The organism is Candidatus Enterococcus avicola (assembly GCF_047470845.1).
Classification (GTDB): Bacteria; Bacillota; Bacilli; order Lactobacillales; family Enterococcaceae; genus Enterococcus_D; species Enterococcus_D casseliflavus.
The window spans coordinates 206,511-227,930 of record NZ_JBLGTY010000001.1 but is presented as its reverse complement, the minus strand read 5'-3'; the positions used below and the strand labels follow the sequence as shown (position 1 = coordinate 227,930).

The window sequence follows — 21,420 nt, the reverse complement described above, 5'->3', positions numbered from 1 at the left end:
CCTCCTATAAATTGATTTTGCGTCCTTTCCAGGTCACGGATTTCAACAAATGGGTTTGGATCCATGACCAACCAAATAAGCCTAGGAAAAAAAGAAAGTAACACGGGAAAAAAAGCAGCAAGACTCGGTTGAAGTTGCCGACACGGCGGGCAAAGCACAGAGTTTGTCCAAAATAAGCAGCATAAAAAAGCAGGCCTAACCAAAGCGGTTTCATCAGAAACGGTGCCGCCAGTACCTCAATGCCGCCGCTGATCCACAAGATGACACCCGCCATAATCAAAGGGTGAGTGAATTGCGAAGCAGTGGCAAAGTCCTTCGTCCAGCCTTGAACAAGTTGACGAACACCAGCTGGATACATCCGAAAGGCCAACAGGTCTTTTCCACCATACAAGGCGATCGGCAAGCGTTTTTTCTTAAAACGTCTCGCTAGTGCTAGATCATCTAAGATTCCTTCTGGCATGTCCTGATGTCCATTGGCTTGAAGGTACGCAGTTTTGCTACACAAAATACACGGACCAAAGGCGCCGCCAGCTGAGAGTTTTTCGCCTACGATAGAAAAGCGGTTCAACCCGACAGGTAAGACGACATTAAAGACGGCAGACAGTTGTTCATACAGGCGCTTCGTTTGATGATAGGGCTGCACCGAGAGCAGGCCTTGTCCCAATCGCTCCTCAAACGCAACGAAAAGACGCTCTAAGCCATCTTCTGCTAGAAAGAAGGTATCGGCATCCAAAAATAATAGATACTTGCCCACCGCTTGTGAGGCGCCTAACCAGCAAGCCGCCGCTTTCCCAGCAGAATCAGCAGCGGTTTGCAAGACCGTCGCACCGAAGCCCTTGGCACAGGCGGTCGTCTCGTCTTCCGATCCGTCATCAACCACCAAAATCTCCACAGGATGGAGGGTTTGCTGCTGCAAGGATGCCAACAATTGCGGCAAATTTTCTGCTTCATTGCGGGCGGGGATGATGATCGACAATTCTGCCCTCTCCTTCAAGTCTTTGGATGCGGCTGTCTCCTTGCGGGTGGGTATCGTCGGCAGACGGAAAAAAATCAGCCAGCCTGCCAGCCAAGCAGCGCAAATACCAGCGAGCAGCAGGTACACAGTCATCATCCTTTCTTGTCTTAGTGTTCTCTTTTGGTGATCATCTCACTGACTTGCTGGCCACTAAGGGTCACCATCGGCATGCCGGCACCGGGATTGACCGTACCGCCAACGAAGTATAGATTGTCGTAGCGTTCGCTGTGTTTCGGGTGTTTAAAGCCATGATTTTTCTTGCGATTAGAGACCGTGCCGTAGATGGCACCGCGATGTGACAAATAATTCTTTTGGATGTCTTCGGGTGTCCAGCGGTCTTCATACACGATGTGCTTACGTAGATCCGTTAAGCCCATGTTTTCCAGCTTGATCAAGATCCGTTCACGAAAAGCATCGTATTCCGCTTCCGTAAAGGGTTTATCCTGCAAATAAGGGATATGAGGCAAGATTTTGATGTTCTCATGCCCTGCCACTGTTTGCGAAGGATCGGTTTTGTTGGCATTGACCAAGTAGATCGTTGGGTCTTCCGGCAGCTGATGCTGATGGAAATTTTGATCAAAGTTTTCTTTTGAGGCATTGGAAAAGAAAAAGTTGTGGTGCGCCAGTTGCGGATAGGAGGTTTTGACCCCTAAGTGCAAGACAAAACCAGAACTTGCTGGTTCAAATTTTTCTTCCAGTTTTTGAGTAAAGGTCGGCGCTTCTTCTAACAGCTCTTCATAGGCCGGGATCACTTCCATGTTGGAAACAAAATAGTCGGCTTCGATCAGCGTACCATCATCCAAACGAGCGGCACGGATCTGTTCTTGTTCAACGATCAATTTTTCCACTTTGTGTCCCGTGTGGAAAGTGACCCCGATCTCTTTTGCTAAGCGAACGATGCCCTCGGCTAAACGATGCATCCCGCCTGGCACGTACCAGACACCTTGGGCATGCTGCATATAGATCATCATGTTCAAGACGGCTGGGGCGTCATAAGGAGACGAGCCGACATACTTGATAAAATAGCTCAGCATGTCTTGCAGCTGCGGATTGCTGACACGTTTTTGAATAGCATCATGCATCGAAGAGAAATAATCAAAACCTTTCAACGCTTTGATCACGCCATGATACTTCAAGATTTCTTTCGTGGTATCTAAGCCTTTCTCGAAATAGCCTTTTTCCGTGATTGCATAAATCTTTTGCGCATAGTCCAAAAAGTCTTGGTACTCGGCCATGTCTTTTTCCGACAAGTGCGGGTTTTCCTTTGCCATGCGGGCAAGATCGCCATAGAGATCGATCTTGGTGCCGTCAGGAAAAAAGGAGCGCCATTCCAATGGCAATCGGCGAATCGCAACATAATCCGCCATATCGCGATTGCTGCCAGTAAATAATTTTTCGAAAATCTGCGGCATCGTCAAAATCGAAGGACCTAAGTCAAAGCCGAAGCCGTTTGTTTCCAGTCGGTTCAACTTGCCGCCTAAATGGTGATTTTTTTCATATAATGATACATCAAAGCCATTTTGGGCTAATGAGACCGCCGCTGATAGACCACCAAGTCCGCCACCGATCACTACAACTGTTTTTTTCTCTTTCATTGAATTGCTCCTCGTTTGCTTTAATGAACGTCCCTATTTAGCCAAACCTTCTCGTCAAAACAGACGGTTGTGTCTCACTGCAACTGCGTGTCTGGACACTGTTTTGGTATTGACGACTTAAATCAAAGGATCGTTTTTCTAGATAATTCTATAGTATCACACCTTTGAAAAAATGACGGGGATGAGCCTAGCGCCCATGGGATGACAGGAAAGCCTTCAAGCGTTCGCCAACTTCACACGAAACACATATTGGCCACATATTCGGCTAACCTTCTTCCTGTATACTTTCGCATATCAAAGGAGGAATTTTATGAACTTTTTTACTCGTATCATCAAAAGTATCATCAGTCTCAAAAAACGGACCGCAATCATTGGCGGGTTGTTTCTGGTCGTCTCAACGTTTTTGATCACGGCGAGGCTGACCCAATACGAACTGCAAAAAGTATTGGAAAATGTCCAAAAAGACTTGAATTCAATAGTAACCATCGAGCTGGATTATGAGAAGATCCTTCAGTCCATGTATTCCGGCGATCTGCAATCTGGTACCGATGTGTTGAATGAAGAATTGCTGGAGAAAATTGAAAAATCCAGTTATGTCGAAGATTTTTCCGTCAGCGCTGCGACCCAGCTATTCACCCAGTATGCTGACCGGACACCAAAACATGAAGACAAGGTGCCGGGAGGTATAATCGAACCTTCCAATGAAATCGAAATTTATGACAGCAACGATCCTGAATTGGCAAAATACAATCTGCAGATCATTGAGGGCGATCTTACTACCAATAACAAAGAGACTTATCCAATCATGGTCTCGAAAAAGTATGCGGAAAAACACAAACTAAGCATTGGTGACCCTTTAACGTTGGATTTCAATTCGGGTTTCGATGAAGAACAAGAAGCTTTGAAAAAAAGCGGAGTTATCACTGGTATTTATGAGTTAGCTGCCAATAGTCCTCGCCCCCACAAAGATAATGAAGAGCGGTTATTTTTTTCGACACGAAGGGTTCTCAAAGAAGTCAAAGAACTGCAATTTGGTGAAAACACTCCTTTGATGGCGGGTTATGACAAAATCAAAGTCAGCTTGAAAGATCCGATGGATACTCAAAAGTTCTTGAATGAATTAGATGCTGAAAACAGCAAATACCAGCAGGTCGCATTCAAAAGCTCCTACGAGCAATACAAAACGATCCAATCAATGATTACAGATTTTTCTTCGATCTTGAACTTCATTCAGCTTTTCTTGATCCTTTTTGCCTTGATCGTCATCGGGTTGATTATGATGCTCTCGTTACGAGAGCGTAAATACGAAGTCGGCTTGTTACTGTCATTGGGAGAAACAAAAATCAACATCCTTTTGCAGATGTTCTTAGAAGTCGCAATCGTTTTTGTCGTCAGCTTCGGTATCAGTTTCGCCTTATCCACCACAGTGATCGCACCTCAAGCAAGTGCAGTCGTCAATGAACAAATGCAAGCTTCTATGGGGGAACTTAGTGCCAATAGTAGCTTGAGCATGCCGCGAGGAGACAATTATGTGGAAGATGAAAGCACCAAACTCAACACCGAGGTCTCTATCCAGCAAACCGATTTCAAAGAGTCGCTCATTTTTTCTTCAGTCATCTTTTCATTATTGGCAGTCATCACTTGTGTCACAACGATCCTGCCAACTATGAAGATCATTAAGAGAAGTCCCAAAGAGATCTTGTCCAATAACGAATAAGCAAAATGTTAAAAAAAGTTAAAAATACCTATTTTTTTAAAGAAACCTTCACAGATTTGATGAATACTAAAGGAGAAGATCAAATGCTCAAAATTACAGATATCAGTTACTCATACAAAGATGAGACTATTTTGCAAAATGTCAGTCAAGTGTTTGACGCTGGCAAGATCCACACGATTATTGGTCAATCTGGTGTCGGAAAAAGCACTTTTTTGTCTTTGATTTCCGGTCTTGAATTTTTGCAAAGCGGTTCAATCGAGTTCAATGGCCAGTCAATGACGAATTTAGTCTCCTACCGCCGGCAAATCAGTTACATTTTCCAGTCCCTCAACTTGATCCCTTATTTGTCACCGTTGGAAAACATCACGATCGCCACAAATATCCACAAAGTTAAAAACCCTCAGTCTCCCAGCAGCTATTTAAACAAAGTAGGGATTTGTGGCGATATACAGCACAAAAAATGTCACCAGTTGTCTGGGGGACAACAGCAGCGGGTGGCAATCGCCCGAGCTCTCGCCTTAGATTCTGATCTGATCATCGCCGACGAGCCGACTGGCAGCTTGGATCTGGCAAACAGTGAAAATGTCATGACGATCTTTAAAGACTTGCGGGATGCAGGCAAGTGTATCATCATCGTCAGCCATGACTTAACTTTTAAAGAAATCTCAGACTATGTATATACGATCAAAAACGGACGATTGACCCTTCTTTAGTAATAGAAAGGAGTAATCCATGGCCACAGAAATTCTTCTTATTGAAGATACCGATGAAATCAGAAGAGGCATCCAGTTGAGTTTACAAAAAGAAGGCTATCAAGTCACAGCCTTTGATGAAGCGGAAGCTGCTTTGAACGCCCTAGAGACAAAAACTTTCGCTTTGATTTTACTCGATTTGATGTTACCTAAAATGAGCGGAGAAACGTTTTTAAATGAGTTAGGCGAAAACAACCCGATCCCGGTGATCGTGATCAGCGCATTGAACGATGAATTCACTCAGATCAACCTTTACAGCAAGCGGATCGATGATTATGTAATCAAACCTTTTTCTACCAACATCCTCGCTTTAAAAATCGATGCGATTTTGCGCAGAGTCGGTCACAAAGAAAATGCGGCGGTCACGTATAACGACTTGACATTGGAGATCAATAACTATCAAGTTCACAGGCAAGGCCAGCCGATCGAATTGACTTCAAAAGAATTTGAGCTCTTGCAAATGATGCTCTTAAGTCAAGGAAAAGTCTTTTCCCGTGAAGAATTTTTAGACACAATTTGGGGCTATGACTCCTTTGTCGACTCTAGGGCGATCGATGTTCACATTAAAAACCTCCGTAGCAAATTAGGCAAAGACATCATCCAAACTGTTAAAGGGATCGGGTACCGAATTGAAAAAGAAACGAATTAAATGGAAAACGACTCGCATCATCTGCTTCTTTACATTGACAATGTCATTCGTGACTTTTGTGAGCGTGATAGGTTTTTTCTTACTAAATATCGGTCCTCGGATCGAAATGAAACAACAAGCGGTCTTTGACACTGTAGTCCGGGAAATTTTTGATATTGTCAATGACGATGAACTTTCTTTCCAACGTTTGGACAGTTATCGAATCGATGGCTATACCATAATCATTTTTGATGCCCAGCAAAATACCATCTATCCCATCCAGCAACCCATCACCGCGAAAAATGGTGAGCTGATCCATCTCACCAATGGTTATCAATCGACGTTTGACACTAATGGCTACAAAGTTTACGTTAGTTACCCTGTCCAAATCAGTGCCGTCGATGTAAAAGAGATCATTTGGCTAGCAACGCCTTTTGTTTTGCTGCTAGTTAGCCTATTGACCTTGGCTGGAAGCGGCTTGTATACCTACTTATATCGAAACGAAAAGAGCAAACTGGCGTCTGTCTTCCACATGATGGAAAAAAATATTCCGTATGAGGAGATTCATGACGTAAATACCATGATCAAATTGCATGATTATCTAGTGATCGAAACTCAAGTAACTGCCCTATATCAACAACTCCAATGTGCCCAGCGGGCCGCCTTGGAACAAGTTCAGCAGATCAAACAGCTGGAGTTAGAGAAAAAAACATTGCTAGAAGGATTCACCCATGAGATGAAAACACCGATCATGGCAAGCCAACTGCTATTAGCGAATGTCAGAGATGACTCTTTATCTGAAGAACAGCAAGAGTCCCTTCTAGCCACAGAAAATGAATTGAAAAAGCTGCAGCAGTTGATCAAAGAAATCCTGTTCGTTTTTCACAACCAACAGGCCCATGACGACCAACCACTTTCTGTGCGGGAAATGATCGATCACTTGATCGAAGAATATGAAGTTTTATGGAGTGATAAAGGTTTGCGGATCGAAATTGATCAACAACAAGAGCTGACGTTTTTCTACCACCCGAAATTGGCAAAGAAAATTTTCTCAAACCTTTTGAGCAATGCGATTTTTCATTCCCCACCCAACAGCGTCGTCACGATCATTCTTACTAACAAACAATTAACGATCAAAAACCCTATCAAAAAAACTGGGCCGCTGAAACACTCAGATTTGGCCAAACCCTTCTTCTCTTATGGAGAAGAGGCTGGTACAGGTTTAGGTCTGTATATCGTCAAAACAATGCTAAAACACTCGCACTATGGTTTTACATTTGATTGTCAAAAAGATTTCACCGTATCCATATATAAAAAACAGGACTAAGCCGCTGTACATGTCCTCTTTTATTTTTTATAACAAAAGATATTGTATATTCTCGACTTTATTGACTGATTCATCAACGAAAAAAAGTTCTTCGTATGGATGCGAAAAAACGCGTTTGAGACTCCATGAGAAATCAAGTACATTGGATGTAACGAAAGTCCTCGTTGATACTGCGACTGCAAAACGCTCCTGTAAATACGAGTGCCTCCTGTCAGATACCCAGTTGCCGCAAATGCTTTCGATGATCGAATCAAATAGGTTTCACTACAAGTCAACTATAATGAAGGAGTATCGATATGAACTTAAAAACGATTCAATCAGCTGAAGAATATTTAAACTTTTTCGATGAAGAATTTATTCATTCTAGCTGTTCTAGCGAAGACCCTAAGATCTTTAACTTTTATTTATCCTTGCGCCAACGTTTTCTAAACATCTACAACGACTCCGATAATAGTTTTTTCCAAAAGATGTCGTTGTTGCTGGACATTGATGCTCAGTTGCAGATCTTAAAAGAGCTGTACAACTTAAAAAAAAGTGCTTTAAACGAATACACGCAAGAAGAGATCATTCAGCTGACTGTCAAAGACAAAACCTGTTTTTATCGGGAATTGACCGGAATTCAACTGAATCAAAAAGCTCCTTGGAGCTTGATTTATTTAAGCGAAGCACAGTAAATAGCTAAACTGGTTCTCCCTAACTCATTTGTTTTAAAAGGCTTGTACTCACTATCATTGACACTTCCCCATCCCCAAAATCGATGTTTTTTGTGTAAAAACAAGCCTTTAAAACCAAAGCCCAATTCCTTGACTGCTAGATAGTTTGAAGGAACTGGGCTTTGCTTATGCTATTCGTATAGAATTGGAATAGACCTTTTCTAGCGACTCTTCATAATTGCAGATGAAGAGAAATTAGAAGAGGTCTTTTAGCGCGAACTGTCGCGTGACATCCGGGTTGATTCTTTCCAATAGCCGATTCCAATCAGAGGAAGAAGGAATCGTTTTGAAGACAATGCATTCGATGGTATCGCGAAAAGCGGACGCATGCTCTGCATAGTTCGTTACTATCAGGTCGATCTGATTTTGCTTCAAATAGTGGGGGGTGACTTCGCCAGAATCCGGATAAAATACTCGGTGAGAGCAGCTGAAATACCGATTGGACCACCCTTCAATGTACTGAACGATATGGTGATTGCCCTCGAAAATAAAGGCAATGTTTTTTCGGGGAAACCAATAGCGCTCACGAACAGACTCGATATAAATAACTAAATTCGCGCAAAAATCCGGCAAATATTGAGGAGAATACAACTCTTGATAAAAAGGATTGTTCTCTAAGAATCGTTGATAAAAAGCAAATTCTTTCGGAAATGTTTTACGAATAAAAGTATTGACGTCCCAAATATTGCGATTCGCTGAAGTCGATAAGCATTCCCTCAATTTAGCAGTAGTAAAAAAAGATTCAATCAAAATCAAATCATTTTTTTGGTTTGGACTGGTGACATTCAAGAGTTGATAAAAACTGTTGGTCAATTCGCGAATTTTTGGCCAGTGATTATACGAGAGACAGAATTTTTGCTCTACGATGACATTTTGCAATTTCCTTTTAGTGATAATACTCACAAACAAAAAGACCAACTCATCGTGAGGAAACTGAAACTCAAAATACTTGTCTATCACTTCATTGATCCGTTGAAAGTGCATCAGTTGGATACTATGTCTCAAAGCATGGTATAACTCTTCTTTTACCTGAATCCTTTGCCCTTGTAAAAATCGCTCGATCGAAATATGCAGCAGATAACTGTATTGAGAAAATGAGGCGGTATGATAGCTATTTTTTTCAAACATCCCACTGATTTCAGTGACTGCCTGTTGAACCGCTACCGTCGGAAAAACCGTGTGAGGGGTAATGTCTGTCTCGTAGAAAAAGGTACAGAAGAAATTCCGAATATCTGCTTCCTCGCCTACGATATTCACAGGATCCAGTGTTAAGGTCAAATCAAAATGAGTAAGCTGTTGATGGATACGCCGCAAATATTTCGATAAGGTGCTTTTAGATAGAAAAAGACAGTCGGTCCACTCATCAATAGATTTCAACTCACCCATAAAAATATTTTCCAGCATAAGAAACAAGGGCTCATTCGCTAGCAGGGATGCTTTTTTCTTTTCATAACTTGGGTAGTTGTTCAATTCAAATAAATACCCTTGATTCGTCGAAGAGATTTGCAATAAGCCAGCAAAGTACTCATTGATTCCGCCAATATCTTTTCCAATCGTTCTTGTAGTACTTTCTGTGACTTCTGCCAAGCTACTCGCACTGCAGATCTCACTTTTTTCAAAGGCATTGAGAATCTGGAACCATCTAGCCGTTGATTTATTTGTGACAAAACTTAACTGGAAATTCTTCAAAAATAAGCTCCTTACTGAAAAACATCGTTTTTACTGATTTGCGCAAGAAGGCGCCTAGGAGATGTCATTATACCGGGTTTTCTTTCAGCTAAAAAATTTGTTTTTTCATAGACGGGTGAAAAAAGTTGCTTTCCCCCATTCTGTTGTACAACAATAATTGTAACTATTGATTAAAATAGTGCAAGGAATTTGCGTTTATTTAAGAAAAATAGTAAATTTCAGGATGGTTCTTTGATTTGACAGTCAAAACTCTTTCAGTTGATACATATCTGACAACAAAGGAGGCAACTTTTGGCTATCATGGAAATTGCATGAAAGCTCCGTTTTAGCGTCAGATTGCTTCCAAGAGTTGCTTTGCGTTATTCTTGCTAAAAGGCCATCGATGACCGACACAAACCAAAGGATTGCACACCTTTTTTATAAATGGCTATTTTATATGATGGGAGACTACTATGAAAACATTTCAATTAAAATTCATGAAAAATCGTTCTCTTGTTCGTTGGTTACAATTATTAGATGAATTTGAAAAAAATCCCACTTGTACTCTTAACGACTTGGCTAAAATAACCAAAAGTAGTACGCGGACGGTTATCTCAGATATCGCTAGTATTCGGAACTATTTTAGTGACTCAATCGAAATCCATGCGGCTAAAGTCGGGTATTTCTTCGAAGAGCTTGATCACGAATCTTATCGCAGAAAAAAACAAGCCATGGTCAAGGATGAACCAATTTTTTTGATTTTCGAAAGTATCTTTTTTAATGAGGTCCAATCATTGATGGATTGGAGCCTTTCACTCAACCTTTCTGAGCAGTCATTGCTTAGTTATTTTAAAAAAATCGAAATTTACTTACATCCTTTTAACCTTCGTCTTAAGACTAATCCAGTGACATTTGCAGGATCTGAAATTGATATCCGTAAATTTTTTTGTCTTTTTTACTATGAGTCTGACATCAACATCAACACGATATTTCCTTCAATCAATGTACAAGAAGCGATCAAGGAGATCACTGCTCTTCTGCAAGCAAAACAAATGCAGTCTTCTTCCTTCTCCTATTTTGCCTATGTTCTTTACATCAGCATCGAGCGCAGCAAACGAGGTCTTTTGGCAAAACCATCTTCTGAGCTCTATGAACTGATCAAGAAAAATAATTTGTTATCACAATATCAAGAGTTGCAAAAAATCATGCAACGACATTTTAATTATGAACTTCCTAAGGCAGAAGCTGTTTATATTTTCACCTGTATTATTTGCCGTCGTAAAATCAATAGTCCTTCTTGCGAAGAATTTTGTCGAACATATAACTATTGGCCTGAAATTAAACAGATCGTCAGCGATTTTTATGCAGAAAACCAAGGCAACAGTCTCGATGAACGAAAAGACTTCCTTTGGCTTGAGTCTTTTTTCATCGTAGTAAAGTTACGAGAATTGCTCTCTTTGACTATGAACATAAACATTGATGATTTAAATCAATTTGTCAAAGAGAAGTTCGCAAAAGAGTATCAAAAAAATTATGATTTCCTCTTTACACACACCTTAGTGAAAAAGCTCTATTCTCGAAAATACTTAAATGACTTTTGTGCCAGTCTCACTATGTACATGGAATCCATCAAGGAAGCAAACTGGGGCTCCCCACGGACGATTGCCGTGATTTTTGAAGGCAATGAATATGTCTGCGAGTATGCTGAAAATATTATTCGTCGCTACCTAGGTGCCTATCATACGATGTACTATCCTGATTCGAATGAACTGTCACACGAATATTTGAAGGAAAAAAATATTGAGCTTTTGATTACTAATTACTCTGAATATGCTACAGAGTATTTATTGGACGTCGAAAGCATCTTGCTAAAACCGATCCCCGATGCCTCCGACTGGAATCGATTATTGAATAAAATCAACACACGAATATTACGCTTAGTCGTATTAGATAACAATTGATTTGCGATTTCTGAATCAAAGGAGATCTCAAGGGAACACGGGTAGCTTGTCATGCTACAAAAAACCGTCCATAACAAAAAGCAAGCTAGAATGCGATTCTAGCTTGCTTTTTATCGTTTGTCTATTAAGAAATCTACCGTTGCTTATTCCGCTGATTCAATATCTTTGGCGATTTTTGCAACATCGATCTCCCGCTGCAAGTAATCTTGATTATCAATAGGAAAATGCTGACGAAATTCAGCTAGTTCCATCAATTCGACTTCGCCTGCCGCCACTTCAAAGTCCAAGACATGACCAGCAAATGTGCGGTCATCACTAATAAAATGCAGGTGGAAACCGGCGGCCGCAGCACCGTGGAACAACAACGGGGTAAAGAACCCGACGATCGTACCACTGATATCTTCTGCTTGAAATTCCGGCTGATGCTGGATGATCTCAATGAATTTTGGGTACGGTTTTTCTTGCTTTGGGGCAACGCGGACGTGCATCTTGGCAAATACCCCATGGATTTTGACAGCGGAAAACAAATTCGGACTGACTTCTGTCAGGACGTGATTTTTCACTTCTTCATCGGTCATCTCTTGGCTGACCTGTAGGTGCTTCGCCGCAGAAAAATCAACGACTGCCGCATAAGGGGTTCCTTCATTTCCTTGGAGCACTTGCACCTTGCCCGATTCGTCTACATGGTAGATTTCACCATCTAAAATAATTACTTCCCCATTGGAACCAGCCAACGTACCGATCCCAAAATTACCATATTCAAGCATTTTGCCGATTTGCTCCGTGCCATCCATTAAATCCTGCATCAACCCACCTAGGGTACCATGCTGATATAAATAACTTTTGTTTTTCACTTTCATCTTGCTGCTCCTTTGGTCTTAATAAAATTGATCAGGTAGGATCGTTTTGCCCAGATCGGCATTATCTGAATAATCCACAGGGATGTCAATGATCACTGGACCATCCGTGGCAAAGCCTTCTTCGATGGCTGCCATCAATTCTTGTTTAGTGGTTGCCCGCAAACCTTTGGCACCAAATGCTTCGGCATATTTTACGAAATCAACTGGTCCAAAATCAACCCCAGAAGCACGATCATATTTCATTTCTTCTTGGAATTTCACCATATTGTAGGTACCGTCATTCCAAATCAAGTGAATGATGTTTTGTTTCAAACGGACGGCTGTTTCTAACTCTTGGGCAGAAAACAAGAAGCCACCATCGCCAGATACAGAGATCACTTGAGTATTTGGTCGCACGAGCGCTGCAGCGATCGCCCATGGCAAAGCGACTCCTAAGGTCTGCATGCCATTACTAAAGAGCAGGTGTCGTGGCTCATAGCTGCGGAAATGACGGGCCATCCAAATGTAGTGGCTGCCGACATCCACCGTCACCGTCATGTCATCGGTCACTTCTTGTTGCAAAGCATCGATGATTTCTAGGGGATGTAAGGTATTGTTGCTGCCTTCGACATCCGCTGGTTTTTCATTGAGTTTGGTTTGCAGCGTCGTTAAATAGTTGCGAGCGTCTTCGCTCAAGTGATACTGATCGATGGCTTTTGATAGCTGTTCAATAATTTTCGCGATACTGCCCATCAGTTCAACTTCGGGCTGCATAAATGGATCGATCTCCATCGGTACTTCATCGATGACGATCACGCGGGCATCTTTTTCCGCATTCCAGTTGCGAGCTTCGTATTCGATCGGGTCGTACCCCACAGCGATCACTAAGTCGCTGCGTTTCAACAGCATATCACCGGGCTGATTGCGGAACAAGCCGACGCGGCCAAAGAAATGCTCTTCTAATTCACGAGAAATGATCCCAGCGCCTTGGAAGGTCTCTACGACAGGCAACCCAGTTTTTGCAACTAAATGACGAATCGCTTGTGTTTCTTTGACGCCTGAAGCCCGCATCCCTAAGAGTAAGACGGGCAGTTTGGCTTCTTTGATCCGATCGACGAGTGCCTGGATATCTTCTGCATCGGCACTGCCTAATTTAGGCGAAGATAGTGGTTTGATCGCTGCCCCTTGGACAGTTCCGTCTGTCACATCTTGAGGAATGGATAAAAAGCTCGCCCCTTTTTTCGCTGTTTTTGCGATGCGAAAAGCGTTGGCAATACTTTCAGAAAGGGTTTCAGGATCTTGGACTTCACTGCTGAATTTCGTGATCGGCGCAAACAACGCCGCATTATTCATGCTTTGGTGGGTCAATTTTGAAAGGTCAGAACGCTTCACTTGGCCTGCTAGTGCCAAGACGGGATCGCCTTCGGCAGTTGCCGTGACCAACCCAGTCGCTAAATTACTGGCTCCTGGTCCACTTGTTGCAATGACGACTCCTGGCTCTCCTGTCAGGCGACCGATTGCCTGTGCCATAAATGCCGCGTTTTGTTCATGTCGTGCCAAAACCAACTCTGGTCCCCGTTCACTCAACACGTCAAAGACGCCATCGATTTTTGCACCAGGAATCCCAAAGATATAAGGCACCCGATGATTTTCTAAACTTTCAACAATGATTTCTGATCCTTTTGCACTCACTGTATTACCTCTTTTCAAAAACTGTATTAATCACAATACATATAATAGCACTTTTTATTTATTTATCAACGAAAAACACTTATTAATATCTGTACTATAAAAACGCGGTTTTTTAGAGAGCGTTTGCATTTGCTTCAGACTGCAGGTGTATGTCTTTCCATTTTTCCGACAAAAAAAGGAGTGGATCGCTCCACTCCATACATCCTTTTCTGTATCAGAACACCGCTTAAAAAGAAGTTCTTTCGTCGGTTTCTTATTCTGCGGGGACATTTTTTTCCGTCAACCAACCGACAGCCAGTATCATGGCAGCTCGTGCGGCTTGGGTCTGATCCATCGCATTGACCATCACAAAATCATGGATGATCCCTTGCATCCGTGCTTGGGTGACTTCCACGCCAGCTGCTCGTAAATGCTGCGCATAGGCTTCCCCTTCATCCCGCAAGACATCTGCTTCGCCTGTAATGATCAACGCTGGCGGCAGATCGGCTAACTCCTCTTTGGTCGCGCGTAGAGGAGAAGCGGTAATTTGATTCCGCTGTGTTTCATCCGTCGTGTATTGATCCCAGAACCATTGCATCCCTTCTTTGGTCAGAAAATAATTTTCACCGAATGCTTCATACGAAGGCGTATCAAAGCGGGCATCTGTCACCGGATAGAACAATAATTGTTGTGCGATCGGAATGCCACCACGGGCTTTCGTTAACAAGGTCATAACGGTCGCCATGTTCCCACCTACGGAATCGCCAGCCACGGTCAAACGGCTAAGGTCTAAGCCTTTGACATCGACAAATCCCGGTAATTGCTGCAAGACCGCATAATTTTGTTCGATTGCCGTTGGGTATTTTGCTTCTGGTGAACGACTATATTCAGGAAAAATGACGATCGAGTTGGTTCGTACCGCCAATTCACGGATCAATTTATCATGAGTCGCGGCACTGCCGAAGACCCAACCCGCGCCATGGAGATAATAAATGACAGGGAGAATCGCATGATTTCCTTCAGGACGAACAAAACGAACATTGATGGTCCCCCATTCGCCTGTATCAACGGTCTGATCTTCTATCTCAACCGCCAATTTATTGACGGGTGACTCTTGGACTTGTTCCAATAATGCGCGCCCTTCTTCTGGCGGTAATTCATAGATCCGTGGGTGCGGTGCATTTGCCTCACTAAATTCAACGGCTGCTTTTTCCAACGAAATTCTATCTGTCATACGATTCTCTCCTTTTGTTTGAAATCGTTCATGTTGACCTTAAGGGTACCACCAAGTCATTCTGATGCAAAGAATCTTGCTTTCTTCTGTTTCCAGGCATTTTGTTCGACAAAAAAGGTGGTTTTTGCACTCTTAACTGCCTTGCCTTCATGACCGATAACTGTAAGACACTCGCTGTGTAAACTTCCCAAAAACTGAAAGGCGTAGGTAAGTACGTATGAAATTCACATTAGATGAAACACAAAATAACCGTCTGCTCGCTGCTATTTTTCAAGAACTCGCTGTCATAGTCTTTGATCCGCAAAAAGAAGTTGTTTTCGCCAATGCCAACATGACTGATATCCTAGGGTACAGCCAAGAAGAAATCATTGGCTTACCGCATCGGACCTTTTGTTTTGACCATTATGCTGTCAGTACGGATTACCAAGCTTTCTGGAATCAACTGCTTTACTCAAAGCAACGGTTTCAAGACAAAATCATTCGGAAAAACAAACAAGGAGAAAAACTGATTTTAGAAGGGAGCTACTTCCCTGTCCTCGATGAGCAGCAAGAAGTCGTCAACGTCGTCAAAATCGCTTTTGACATTACCCAAAGAGAACAAGCCTTAGCGGTCACTATCAAAAAAGTGCAAGAAAGTGCTGCCTCCCTGACACGACTTTCTGCCAACGGGCACCAGCAAGTCGATCATTTGTCAGAGAACTTGGCGCAAGTCAAACGGCTGTCTGATCAAAATCAAGCAACGACCCATGCCTTAGAAATGGATAGCCAACAGGTGACAGCGGTGCTGCATGACATCGACCGCATTGCACAACAAACCAAACTGCTATCCTTCAACGCTTCCATCGAAACAGCACGAATCGGCGAACAGGCAGCTGGTTTTCGGGTAGTTGCCGATGAAATGCAAAAATTAGCCGAACAGACCAAGCAGTTGACCCAAACCATTGCCGCAACCATGCAAGCCATCAACCAACAAGCCTTAGTCGTGTTAGATAGTGCCGATTCGACGACCATGAAAATCAGTGATTCACAAAAAAGCCTCGCTGCCGTTTTGCATTCTTACGACACGCTGCGAACGACGGCCAGTCTTTTAAACGATGAAGCCGAGTATTTATCAGAAACCAACGACGCTGAGTTGGAAACCTAGAAACCAAATGAATAAAAAAAGAGCGCCGCTGTTTGCGACGCTCTCTTTGTTTTTTTTGACCAATAAATTGATCCGTTATTTGATTTTATTGATACTCAGCACTAGCCAGCCTCCCACTCTTGCAACAACTGCTGTAATTCTTGCAAAAATGATTGGGTCGTAAAGCCCAATGCTTGGAGAGGAACACGATATTCCTGTTGAACCACCAAAAAACTGCCAAAGATTTTATGTTGGAACGAAAAGGAAAGAGTTTTCCAAATACTCCACGAAAAACTGGCTATTCGTTTTTCTTTCTTTTCGTACGTGCACAAATACACTCGCTCGATACCAAAAAGTAGCCCCGCATTCGCTTTCTTGCCAGTCATCTTTGCCGTTAGCAGCGCCAGAGGTGTCTCCGTTTCAGGCACTTGAAAACTAGCAAGGACTTGGCTTTGCCATTGCCGTGGCAGCACTTGTCTTTCTCCAGAGAAATAGAACAAAAAATTTTGTTTTTGAAAAAAGGCAGTCAAACGGTTTTGTCGCTGGTTGTGCTGATGGATGGGCGCCCTTTGAATCGGAGACGCCTGGTTTCCTGACGTTGGTTTTGGCTGCTCCCGTCCAACGAAAACGTCGGCTGATGGTGCGTTTTCCCTAGGAGCAACAGATGACAGACTGATTTTCTTCAGGAGAGCTGCCAGCTGGGTCAGCGCAAGCTGTTTGTCCGTCAGGGAACTGGACTGGTCAATTTTGGCGTGGTCAAAGGGCAATTTGATGACCATTTTGCCTCGGCAATACAGACAGACTGCCGTGCCAACACCCCAGTTTACTTCTAGTTCCCCTAAACAATGGGGACATTGAATGGGAATGATATCCATGAGATCATCCTTTCGTTTTGATACAGGTATCGGAGCTATTCGTTGTAAAAATACGGATCGTATTCCAGCTGACAAACGCCAGCAGCACTAGAAGCGATAAGCCATAAAAACCGAAATACCAAATCAGGAATGCTAAAAAAAGGATCAAGGCGAATTCAAACGCCATATTTTCGAGACTGCTGTAAAATACTGTTTTCCGGACGAGTTTCTTCCTACGCGCATCAAAAGCTTTCTTCACGGCAGCTGTTGATGCATCCGGCTGACTCAATGCTTGAGAAAGTTCCGCTTTGAATCTGCCGTATTCTGAGAAAAACTTGACCTCTGGTACGAGCAAGAAATACCAAGTCGCAAGACAAGCAATCAGCAAGATGACCGCTGAAGCGAGCAGACTAAAGGCAACAGCCGGTAATAAAAACCCATCAAATAGAAGATTCGAAGTAATTCCAGAAAAAAATCCCACAAAAAAGAAGGTATAGCAGAACCGCCAAAGAACACTGCTGGTCCTAGAAAAACTTTTCTTGACTTGCACCAGCTGTTCACATTCAGGAAGCTCGGTTGGAAAGAGCTGTTCAGCATCGGTACCATCAGCCACGAAAGAATAGGTTTGGTTTCCGTACCTGAATTCGCCGATGTAATAAGGAAAATACAGTTTTTCCGTATCACAATGCTTAGGAAAAAGGGTTAGTTGAAGCTCGCTTGGGGTTTCTGTTCCAATCAAATAGTCTCTCGCTCCCGCTTCAAAGGCTTCCAATAAATGGGGATCAGCGAGTGCCGTTTCTCTAGAAATATCAAAAGGTAGCACTTGGACGTCTTGGTTATGTGCCGAAAACTGCTGCATCTCTGTGCAATAAGCGGCTCCTTTTTTAATATGCAGCGGCAGTTTGCCATTGATACTGTAGTCAGCCTCTTTTTGGGCATCCGTCGGAAACACTTCACTGAAAACCGTGGTGTTGCCACTGCTATGTAAATGAATACTGGCACTGATACGCCCCTGTCCCCTCTGCTGTTCCTGATGCACATAAGCCCCTCTTACTTGGGCTTCATAGTCGATCTGAAAATAATACAGGGGGATAAATACACGTTTCAGCTGAACTAATTCGAGCTCAAAAAAGACACTTTCCGAAATGGTGTCCTGCCAAGCCAGCTGCTTTTTCAAGGCCTGGAGACACCCCTCTTCGTCATAGGCAAAGGGATAGAAGCCTTCTTTGACTGATCCTTGAATGTGCGCTAAATCTTTGAGTGTGGCCTCTGGTTTCTTTTGTTCCGTTTTTCGAAGTTCCGGTTTGATCAGCAACTCGTTCAAACAATACTGACAGACAGCTTTTCCTGAGTCCCAATCAACTTCTAGACGTCCCAAACAGCTGGGACATTGAATTTGGGTGATTTTCATTTTTACTCCTTTTTTTGAATACATATTTTCTTGTTGATAACCTAGTTGATTTTTTAGAGGGGAGAACCGTCTATTTTTATGGCGGCTTTTGGGGGAAGATACCACAGGAACCTGCTGATTTACAGATGTTTGCTCGTTTCATTATGTATGATCTTAACGTCTTTTTTCAGTGATGAAGTAAAAAAACGTACTAAAACTAAGTGCCCTTTCGAAAAAGACAATACAGATAAAACACCCAGTTACGTATCATATTATAACAAAAAATAAAGTAAATCTATTTTTTATTGATAAAAATAGACATTGATTTGCGATTGCTCCTCCCTTCTACTCTTATCAGCATTGATTACCGGTTATGGATGGCTTATAAGTTAGGAAAAATGTTATAATTGAAATATTCACAAGAAAGGAAATGAAGAAAGTTATGGGGATGTTTATTTTTTTTATTGGTTTTTTGACAATGGTTGTAAGCGGAATCTTTTTTATTCTTGGGTTGATCAAGAAAAAGCCGCTTCGCAACAAGATCGTTATTTTTATGGGTGGTTTTCTCTTATTGATTGGCGGGGCATTAATGACTCCTGCAGCAACACCGGAGCTTCACGTAGATGAAGCAGAACTGGTTACCAACGAGCAAGGCGAAGCGGCGATTACGGGTCAAACCAACCCAGAAGCGCAACTGACGATCAACGGGGTGGAGGTTTCGCTGGCGGACGAAACATTTTCTTACACCGTGCAACTTGAAGATGAAGAGGAACAGGAATTTACTCTCCAAGCCTCAATGGGTGGAAGCACCAAAGAAGAAGTCGTCAACGTCAAACCTTCTCGCGCATTTCTAGCAAATTTACAAGCTGAAAGACAAGAACAAGCAGCACTGGAAAAAGCTGAGACGGCACTGGCTCTTGCCGAAACCCAGCCAAACCAAAAGAATTATGACGAAGCCGTGACGCTGATTCATGCTTTAAGTAAAACCTACGAAGATCTCGCTACTCGGCTAGCTGTAGTTGAAGAACACCTTGCCATCGGCAAAGCCCTTGATACCGCTGAAGCTTCTCTTGAGCGCAGGGATTTCGATCAGGCAAAAGAATTGGTCGCACAAGCGGTTTTGAACAAGGAAACGTTTGAAGGTCGGTTATCCACTGTAGAAACTAAGATTTCTGAGAAAGAAGCAGAAGCACTCGTTGCAGAAGCTGTCCAAGCGGTGGAAGCGGCAGAGGCGGAGCCGACAAAAGATACCCTTGCTCGTGCAAAAGATGCTGTCGCTCGTCTCAAGACCCCCGATGAGGAATTAGCTGCTCGAACGAAAACAGTGGCGCAAACGATCACTGCCAACGAACAAGCAGCCGCACAAGCTAAGGCGGAGGAAGAACGGCAGGCAGCCGCCGCTGTGCCAGAACAAAGTCAGCCAGCCGCTGCTAGCAATCAAGCCCAAACGTCGGTCCTCGTTACACCAACAGGTTCGAAATATCATACGAGAAAATGCGGCAACGGTACCTACACGCCTGCCACTTTAGCAGAAGCGCAAAGTCGCGGACTTACTCCTTGCGCAAAATGTTTTCCGTAATAGTCACTAATATTTTGCAACGAAAAAAAACAAACCTCATTTTTGCCTAAGGTTTGTCCACAGTCTGAAGCGGTTGTCTCTTCGGAGACAGCCGCTTTTTTATCACTTGCTATTTCTCATCGTAAGAAAACTCGTACTCGTTTTGTTCGTCATCGATTAGACGCTTGTCATTGTTGTCCGCCATTTTGAATACTTTCTCAAAATCATCACCAGTCATGCGCACTTCCTTTTTCTCTTGATCAATGATCACATGGGCATTTGTCACTTCAAAAGTGTGCATAGGACCAATGTCTGCCGCAGTCAGTGCTTTGCTTTTGGGAAACTCTGCTTGCAGATGTTCATTGATCTGCGCTAACTGTTCTTCTTGTTTCTCCGCGATATCCGCAGGTGATTGATTCGGATTGGTAAAAAAAGTCAGCGTTTTATTGACAGTGATCTTTCCATCTTCAAATAGATACAAAGCATATTGTTGATGACTGTTGCTATTGGTCAATACTTGATTCGCAGCTGCAGAGTCAACCCCTGAGCGACTGCAGCTTGCCAAAAAAAATAACGCCGCTAAACAAACGGTAGCAAATATTCCTCTACCTAACTTGCTTTTCACTTTCATTTCCCCCTCCTCGTTGTGCCTCAGTTTCCTTCTTTCATGATTTTTCGCGTGGTTTGGTTTATCCTATTCGATTCAGTTGCTTTCAGTATAGCACAAATTATTTGCTTACATAGCTGTTTTTTGTAGTTACGTTAATTTTACACAAAAAACCAACCTTATTAAAAAGATTGGTTTTCTACATTTATTAGGATTACTTGCTTCATTTGATGTCGTTGAAAGCCCGTTCCGTAGTATGATCGCTGCCTATTGTCCAATTAGTCCGACAACAAGTCCTAAAACGATCACTCCTAGAAACCCATTCACAAGGTGCAACCCGACTAATTTGCGGGACTGTCCCGAGTAAACAGCCATCACGAAGGTGGCGACCCCATAAACCCCTAACCACAATAAGCAAGCGACTTGCAAGGAGGTCATCAGCCAACCATCATGATCGAATGTGGCAAACCAATAGACGACTTGATAGGTCGCTGCCGATAAGAGAATCCCACCAACGATCGTTCCGCCAAAGGTAAAGAGCATGTCTCCGGTCGTCATCTGTTGACCGTTCATCTTCTCTGCCATTCCTGATTCTTTCGCCCAAAACTTGCCCCACTTATGCATCGGATTGTAAAGCAGACTTTCCACCACGACCCAGCTGAGGGTACCGAAAATCAATGTCCAAAAATTAACCATTATCGTTTTCTCCTACACTTTATTTTATCGTCACATTCCTGAGAACCGAAGAAACAACCGAACGCGGGGTTC

The 21,420-nt window shown here is 42.9% G+C and carries 18 protein-coding genes; 8 read left to right on the top strand and 10 right to left on the bottom strand.

Translation table 11 applies throughout. From position 1 onward, the window contains the following. Window positions 1-4 precede the first annotated feature (4 nt). Window positions 5-1,111: a glycosyltransferase gene (locus ACI3E5_RS01055; protein WP_270272980.1), complete on the bottom strand. Its 1,107-nt coding sequence runs from the start codon at window positions 1,109-1,111 to the stop codon at window positions 5-7. An 11-nt stretch (window positions 1,112-1,122) separates the two neighbouring features. Further along, window positions 1,123-2,610 carry a phytoene desaturase family protein gene (locus ACI3E5_RS01050; protein WP_081117704.1) on the bottom strand — a complete coding sequence of 496 codons (1,488 nt, stop codon included), beginning with the start codon at window positions 2,608-2,610 and terminating at the stop codon, window positions 1,123-1,125. Between the two features lie 310 nt (window positions 2,611-2,920). On the opposite strand from ACI3E5_RS01050, the gene ACI3E5_RS01045 reads away from it, so the two are divergent. The 5 genes from ACI3E5_RS01045 (at window position 2,921) to ACI3E5_RS01025 (ending at window position 7,708) form a co-directional block, all read left to right on the top strand. Beyond that, the gene (locus ACI3E5_RS01045) at window positions 2,921-4,327 is read left to right on the top strand and encodes an ABC transporter permease (RefSeq protein WP_086293670.1); all 1,407 of its coding nucleotides are present in this window, start codon (window positions 2,921-2,923) and stop codon (window positions 4,325-4,327) included. Window positions 4,328-4,410: 83 nt separating this feature from the next. Continuing rightward, window positions 4,411-5,040 (top strand): ABC transporter ATP-binding protein, encoded by a 630-nt coding sequence (locus ACI3E5_RS01040; protein WP_185932300.1) that lies wholly within the window; start codon window positions 4,411-4,413, stop codon window positions 5,038-5,040. A gap of 19 nt (window positions 5,041-5,059) precedes the next feature. Further along, window positions 5,060-5,728, top strand: a complete 669-nt coding sequence (locus ACI3E5_RS01035) for a response regulator transcription factor (protein WP_081117700.1) — start codon at window positions 5,060-5,062, stop codon at window positions 5,726-5,728. Continuing rightward, window positions 5,709-7,034: a sensor histidine kinase gene (locus tag ACI3E5_RS01030; protein ID WP_081117699.1), complete on the top strand. Its 1,326-nt coding sequence runs from the start codon at window positions 5,709-5,711 to the stop codon at window positions 7,032-7,034. Before ACI3E5_RS01035 ends, ACI3E5_RS01030 begins: the two co-directional genes overlap by 20 nt. A 296-nt stretch (window positions 7,035-7,330) precedes the next feature. Continuing rightward, window positions 7,331-7,708 carry a DUF7006 family protein gene (locus tag ACI3E5_RS01025; RefSeq protein WP_081117698.1) on the top strand — a complete coding sequence of 126 codons (378 nt, stop codon included), beginning with the start codon at window positions 7,331-7,333 and terminating at the stop codon, window positions 7,706-7,708. A 234-nt stretch (window positions 7,709-7,942) separates the two neighbouring features. Here the strand turns inward: ACI3E5_RS01025 and ACI3E5_RS01020 are convergent, their stop codons facing one another. After that, window positions 7,943-9,436, bottom strand: coding sequence for an AcpB/EbpR/MafR family transcriptional regulator (locus tag ACI3E5_RS01020; RefSeq protein ID WP_142962308.1), 1,494 nt, complete (start codon window positions 9,434-9,436; stop codon window positions 7,943-7,945). A gap of 452 nt (window positions 9,437-9,888) precedes the next feature. Between ACI3E5_RS01020 and ACI3E5_RS01015 the strand changes: the two genes are divergently transcribed. Further along, entirely contained in the window at window positions 9,889-11,376 is a 1,488-nt protein-coding gene (locus tag ACI3E5_RS01015; protein ID WP_086293664.1) for an AcpB/EbpR/MafR family transcriptional regulator, read from the top strand. A 143-nt stretch (window positions 11,377-11,519) separates the two neighbouring features. On the opposite strand, the gene budA is transcribed toward ACI3E5_RS01015, so the two are convergent. From budA to ACI3E5_RS01000, 3 genes are all read right to left on the bottom strand, one after another. Then, window positions 11,520-12,236 carry an acetolactate decarboxylase gene (gene budA / locus ACI3E5_RS01010; protein ID WP_086293662.1) on the bottom strand — a complete coding sequence of 239 codons (717 nt, stop codon included), beginning with the start codon at window positions 12,234-12,236 and terminating at the stop codon, window positions 11,520-11,522. A gap of 18 nt (window positions 12,237-12,254) precedes the next feature. After that, on the bottom strand, window positions 12,255-13,907 hold the full coding sequence (gene alsS / locus ACI3E5_RS01005; RefSeq protein ID WP_086293660.1) for an acetolactate synthase AlsS: 1,653 nt from the start codon (window positions 13,905-13,907) through the stop codon (window positions 12,255-12,257). A 253-nt stretch (window positions 13,908-14,160) separates the two neighbouring features. Then, window positions 14,161-15,120: an alpha/beta hydrolase gene (locus ACI3E5_RS01000; RefSeq protein WP_086293658.1), complete on the bottom strand. Its 960-nt coding sequence runs from the start codon at window positions 15,118-15,120 to the stop codon at window positions 14,161-14,163. Between the two features lie 217 nt (window positions 15,121-15,337). On the opposite strand from ACI3E5_RS01000, the gene ACI3E5_RS00995 reads away from it, so the two are divergent. Next, entirely contained in the window at window positions 15,338-16,264 is a 927-nt protein-coding gene (locus tag ACI3E5_RS00995) for a methyl-accepting chemotaxis protein (protein WP_086293656.1), read from the top strand. 101 nt (window positions 16,265-16,365) lie between these two features. Here the strand turns inward: ACI3E5_RS00995 and ACI3E5_RS00990 are convergent, their stop codons facing one another. Continuing rightward, window positions 16,366-17,118 carry a hypothetical protein gene (locus ACI3E5_RS00990; RefSeq protein WP_170924055.1) on the bottom strand — a complete coding sequence of 251 codons (753 nt, stop codon included), beginning with the start codon at window positions 17,116-17,118 and terminating at the stop codon, window positions 16,366-16,368. A 4-nt stretch (window positions 17,119-17,122) separates the two neighbouring features. After that, window positions 17,123-18,508: a hypothetical protein gene (locus ACI3E5_RS00985; protein WP_086293654.1), complete on the bottom strand. Its 1,386-nt coding sequence runs from the start codon at window positions 18,506-18,508 to the stop codon at window positions 17,123-17,125. A 421-nt stretch (window positions 18,509-18,929) separates the two neighbouring features. Here ACI3E5_RS00985 and ACI3E5_RS00980 point away from each other — a divergent pair, with 421 nt between their 5' ends. Then, the gene (locus ACI3E5_RS00980; protein ID WP_086293652.1) at window positions 18,930-20,066 is read left to right on the top strand and encodes a serine protease; all 1,137 of its coding nucleotides are present in this window, start codon (window positions 18,930-18,932) and stop codon (window positions 20,064-20,066) included. Between the two features lie 109 nt (window positions 20,067-20,175). Here the strand turns inward: ACI3E5_RS00980 and ACI3E5_RS00975 are convergent, their stop codons facing one another. Both ACI3E5_RS00975 and ACI3E5_RS00970 read right to left on the bottom strand, forming a co-directional pair. Further along, window positions 20,176-20,676, bottom strand: coding sequence for a hypothetical protein (locus ACI3E5_RS00975; RefSeq protein WP_086293650.1), 501 nt, complete (start codon window positions 20,674-20,676; stop codon window positions 20,176-20,178). A gap of 243 nt (window positions 20,677-20,919) precedes the next feature. Next, window positions 20,920-21,348 (bottom strand): DUF1761 domain-containing protein, encoded by a 429-nt coding sequence (locus ACI3E5_RS00970; protein ID WP_086293648.1) that lies wholly within the window; start codon window positions 21,346-21,348, stop codon window positions 20,920-20,922. Window positions 21,349-21,420: the final 72 nt, after the last annotated feature.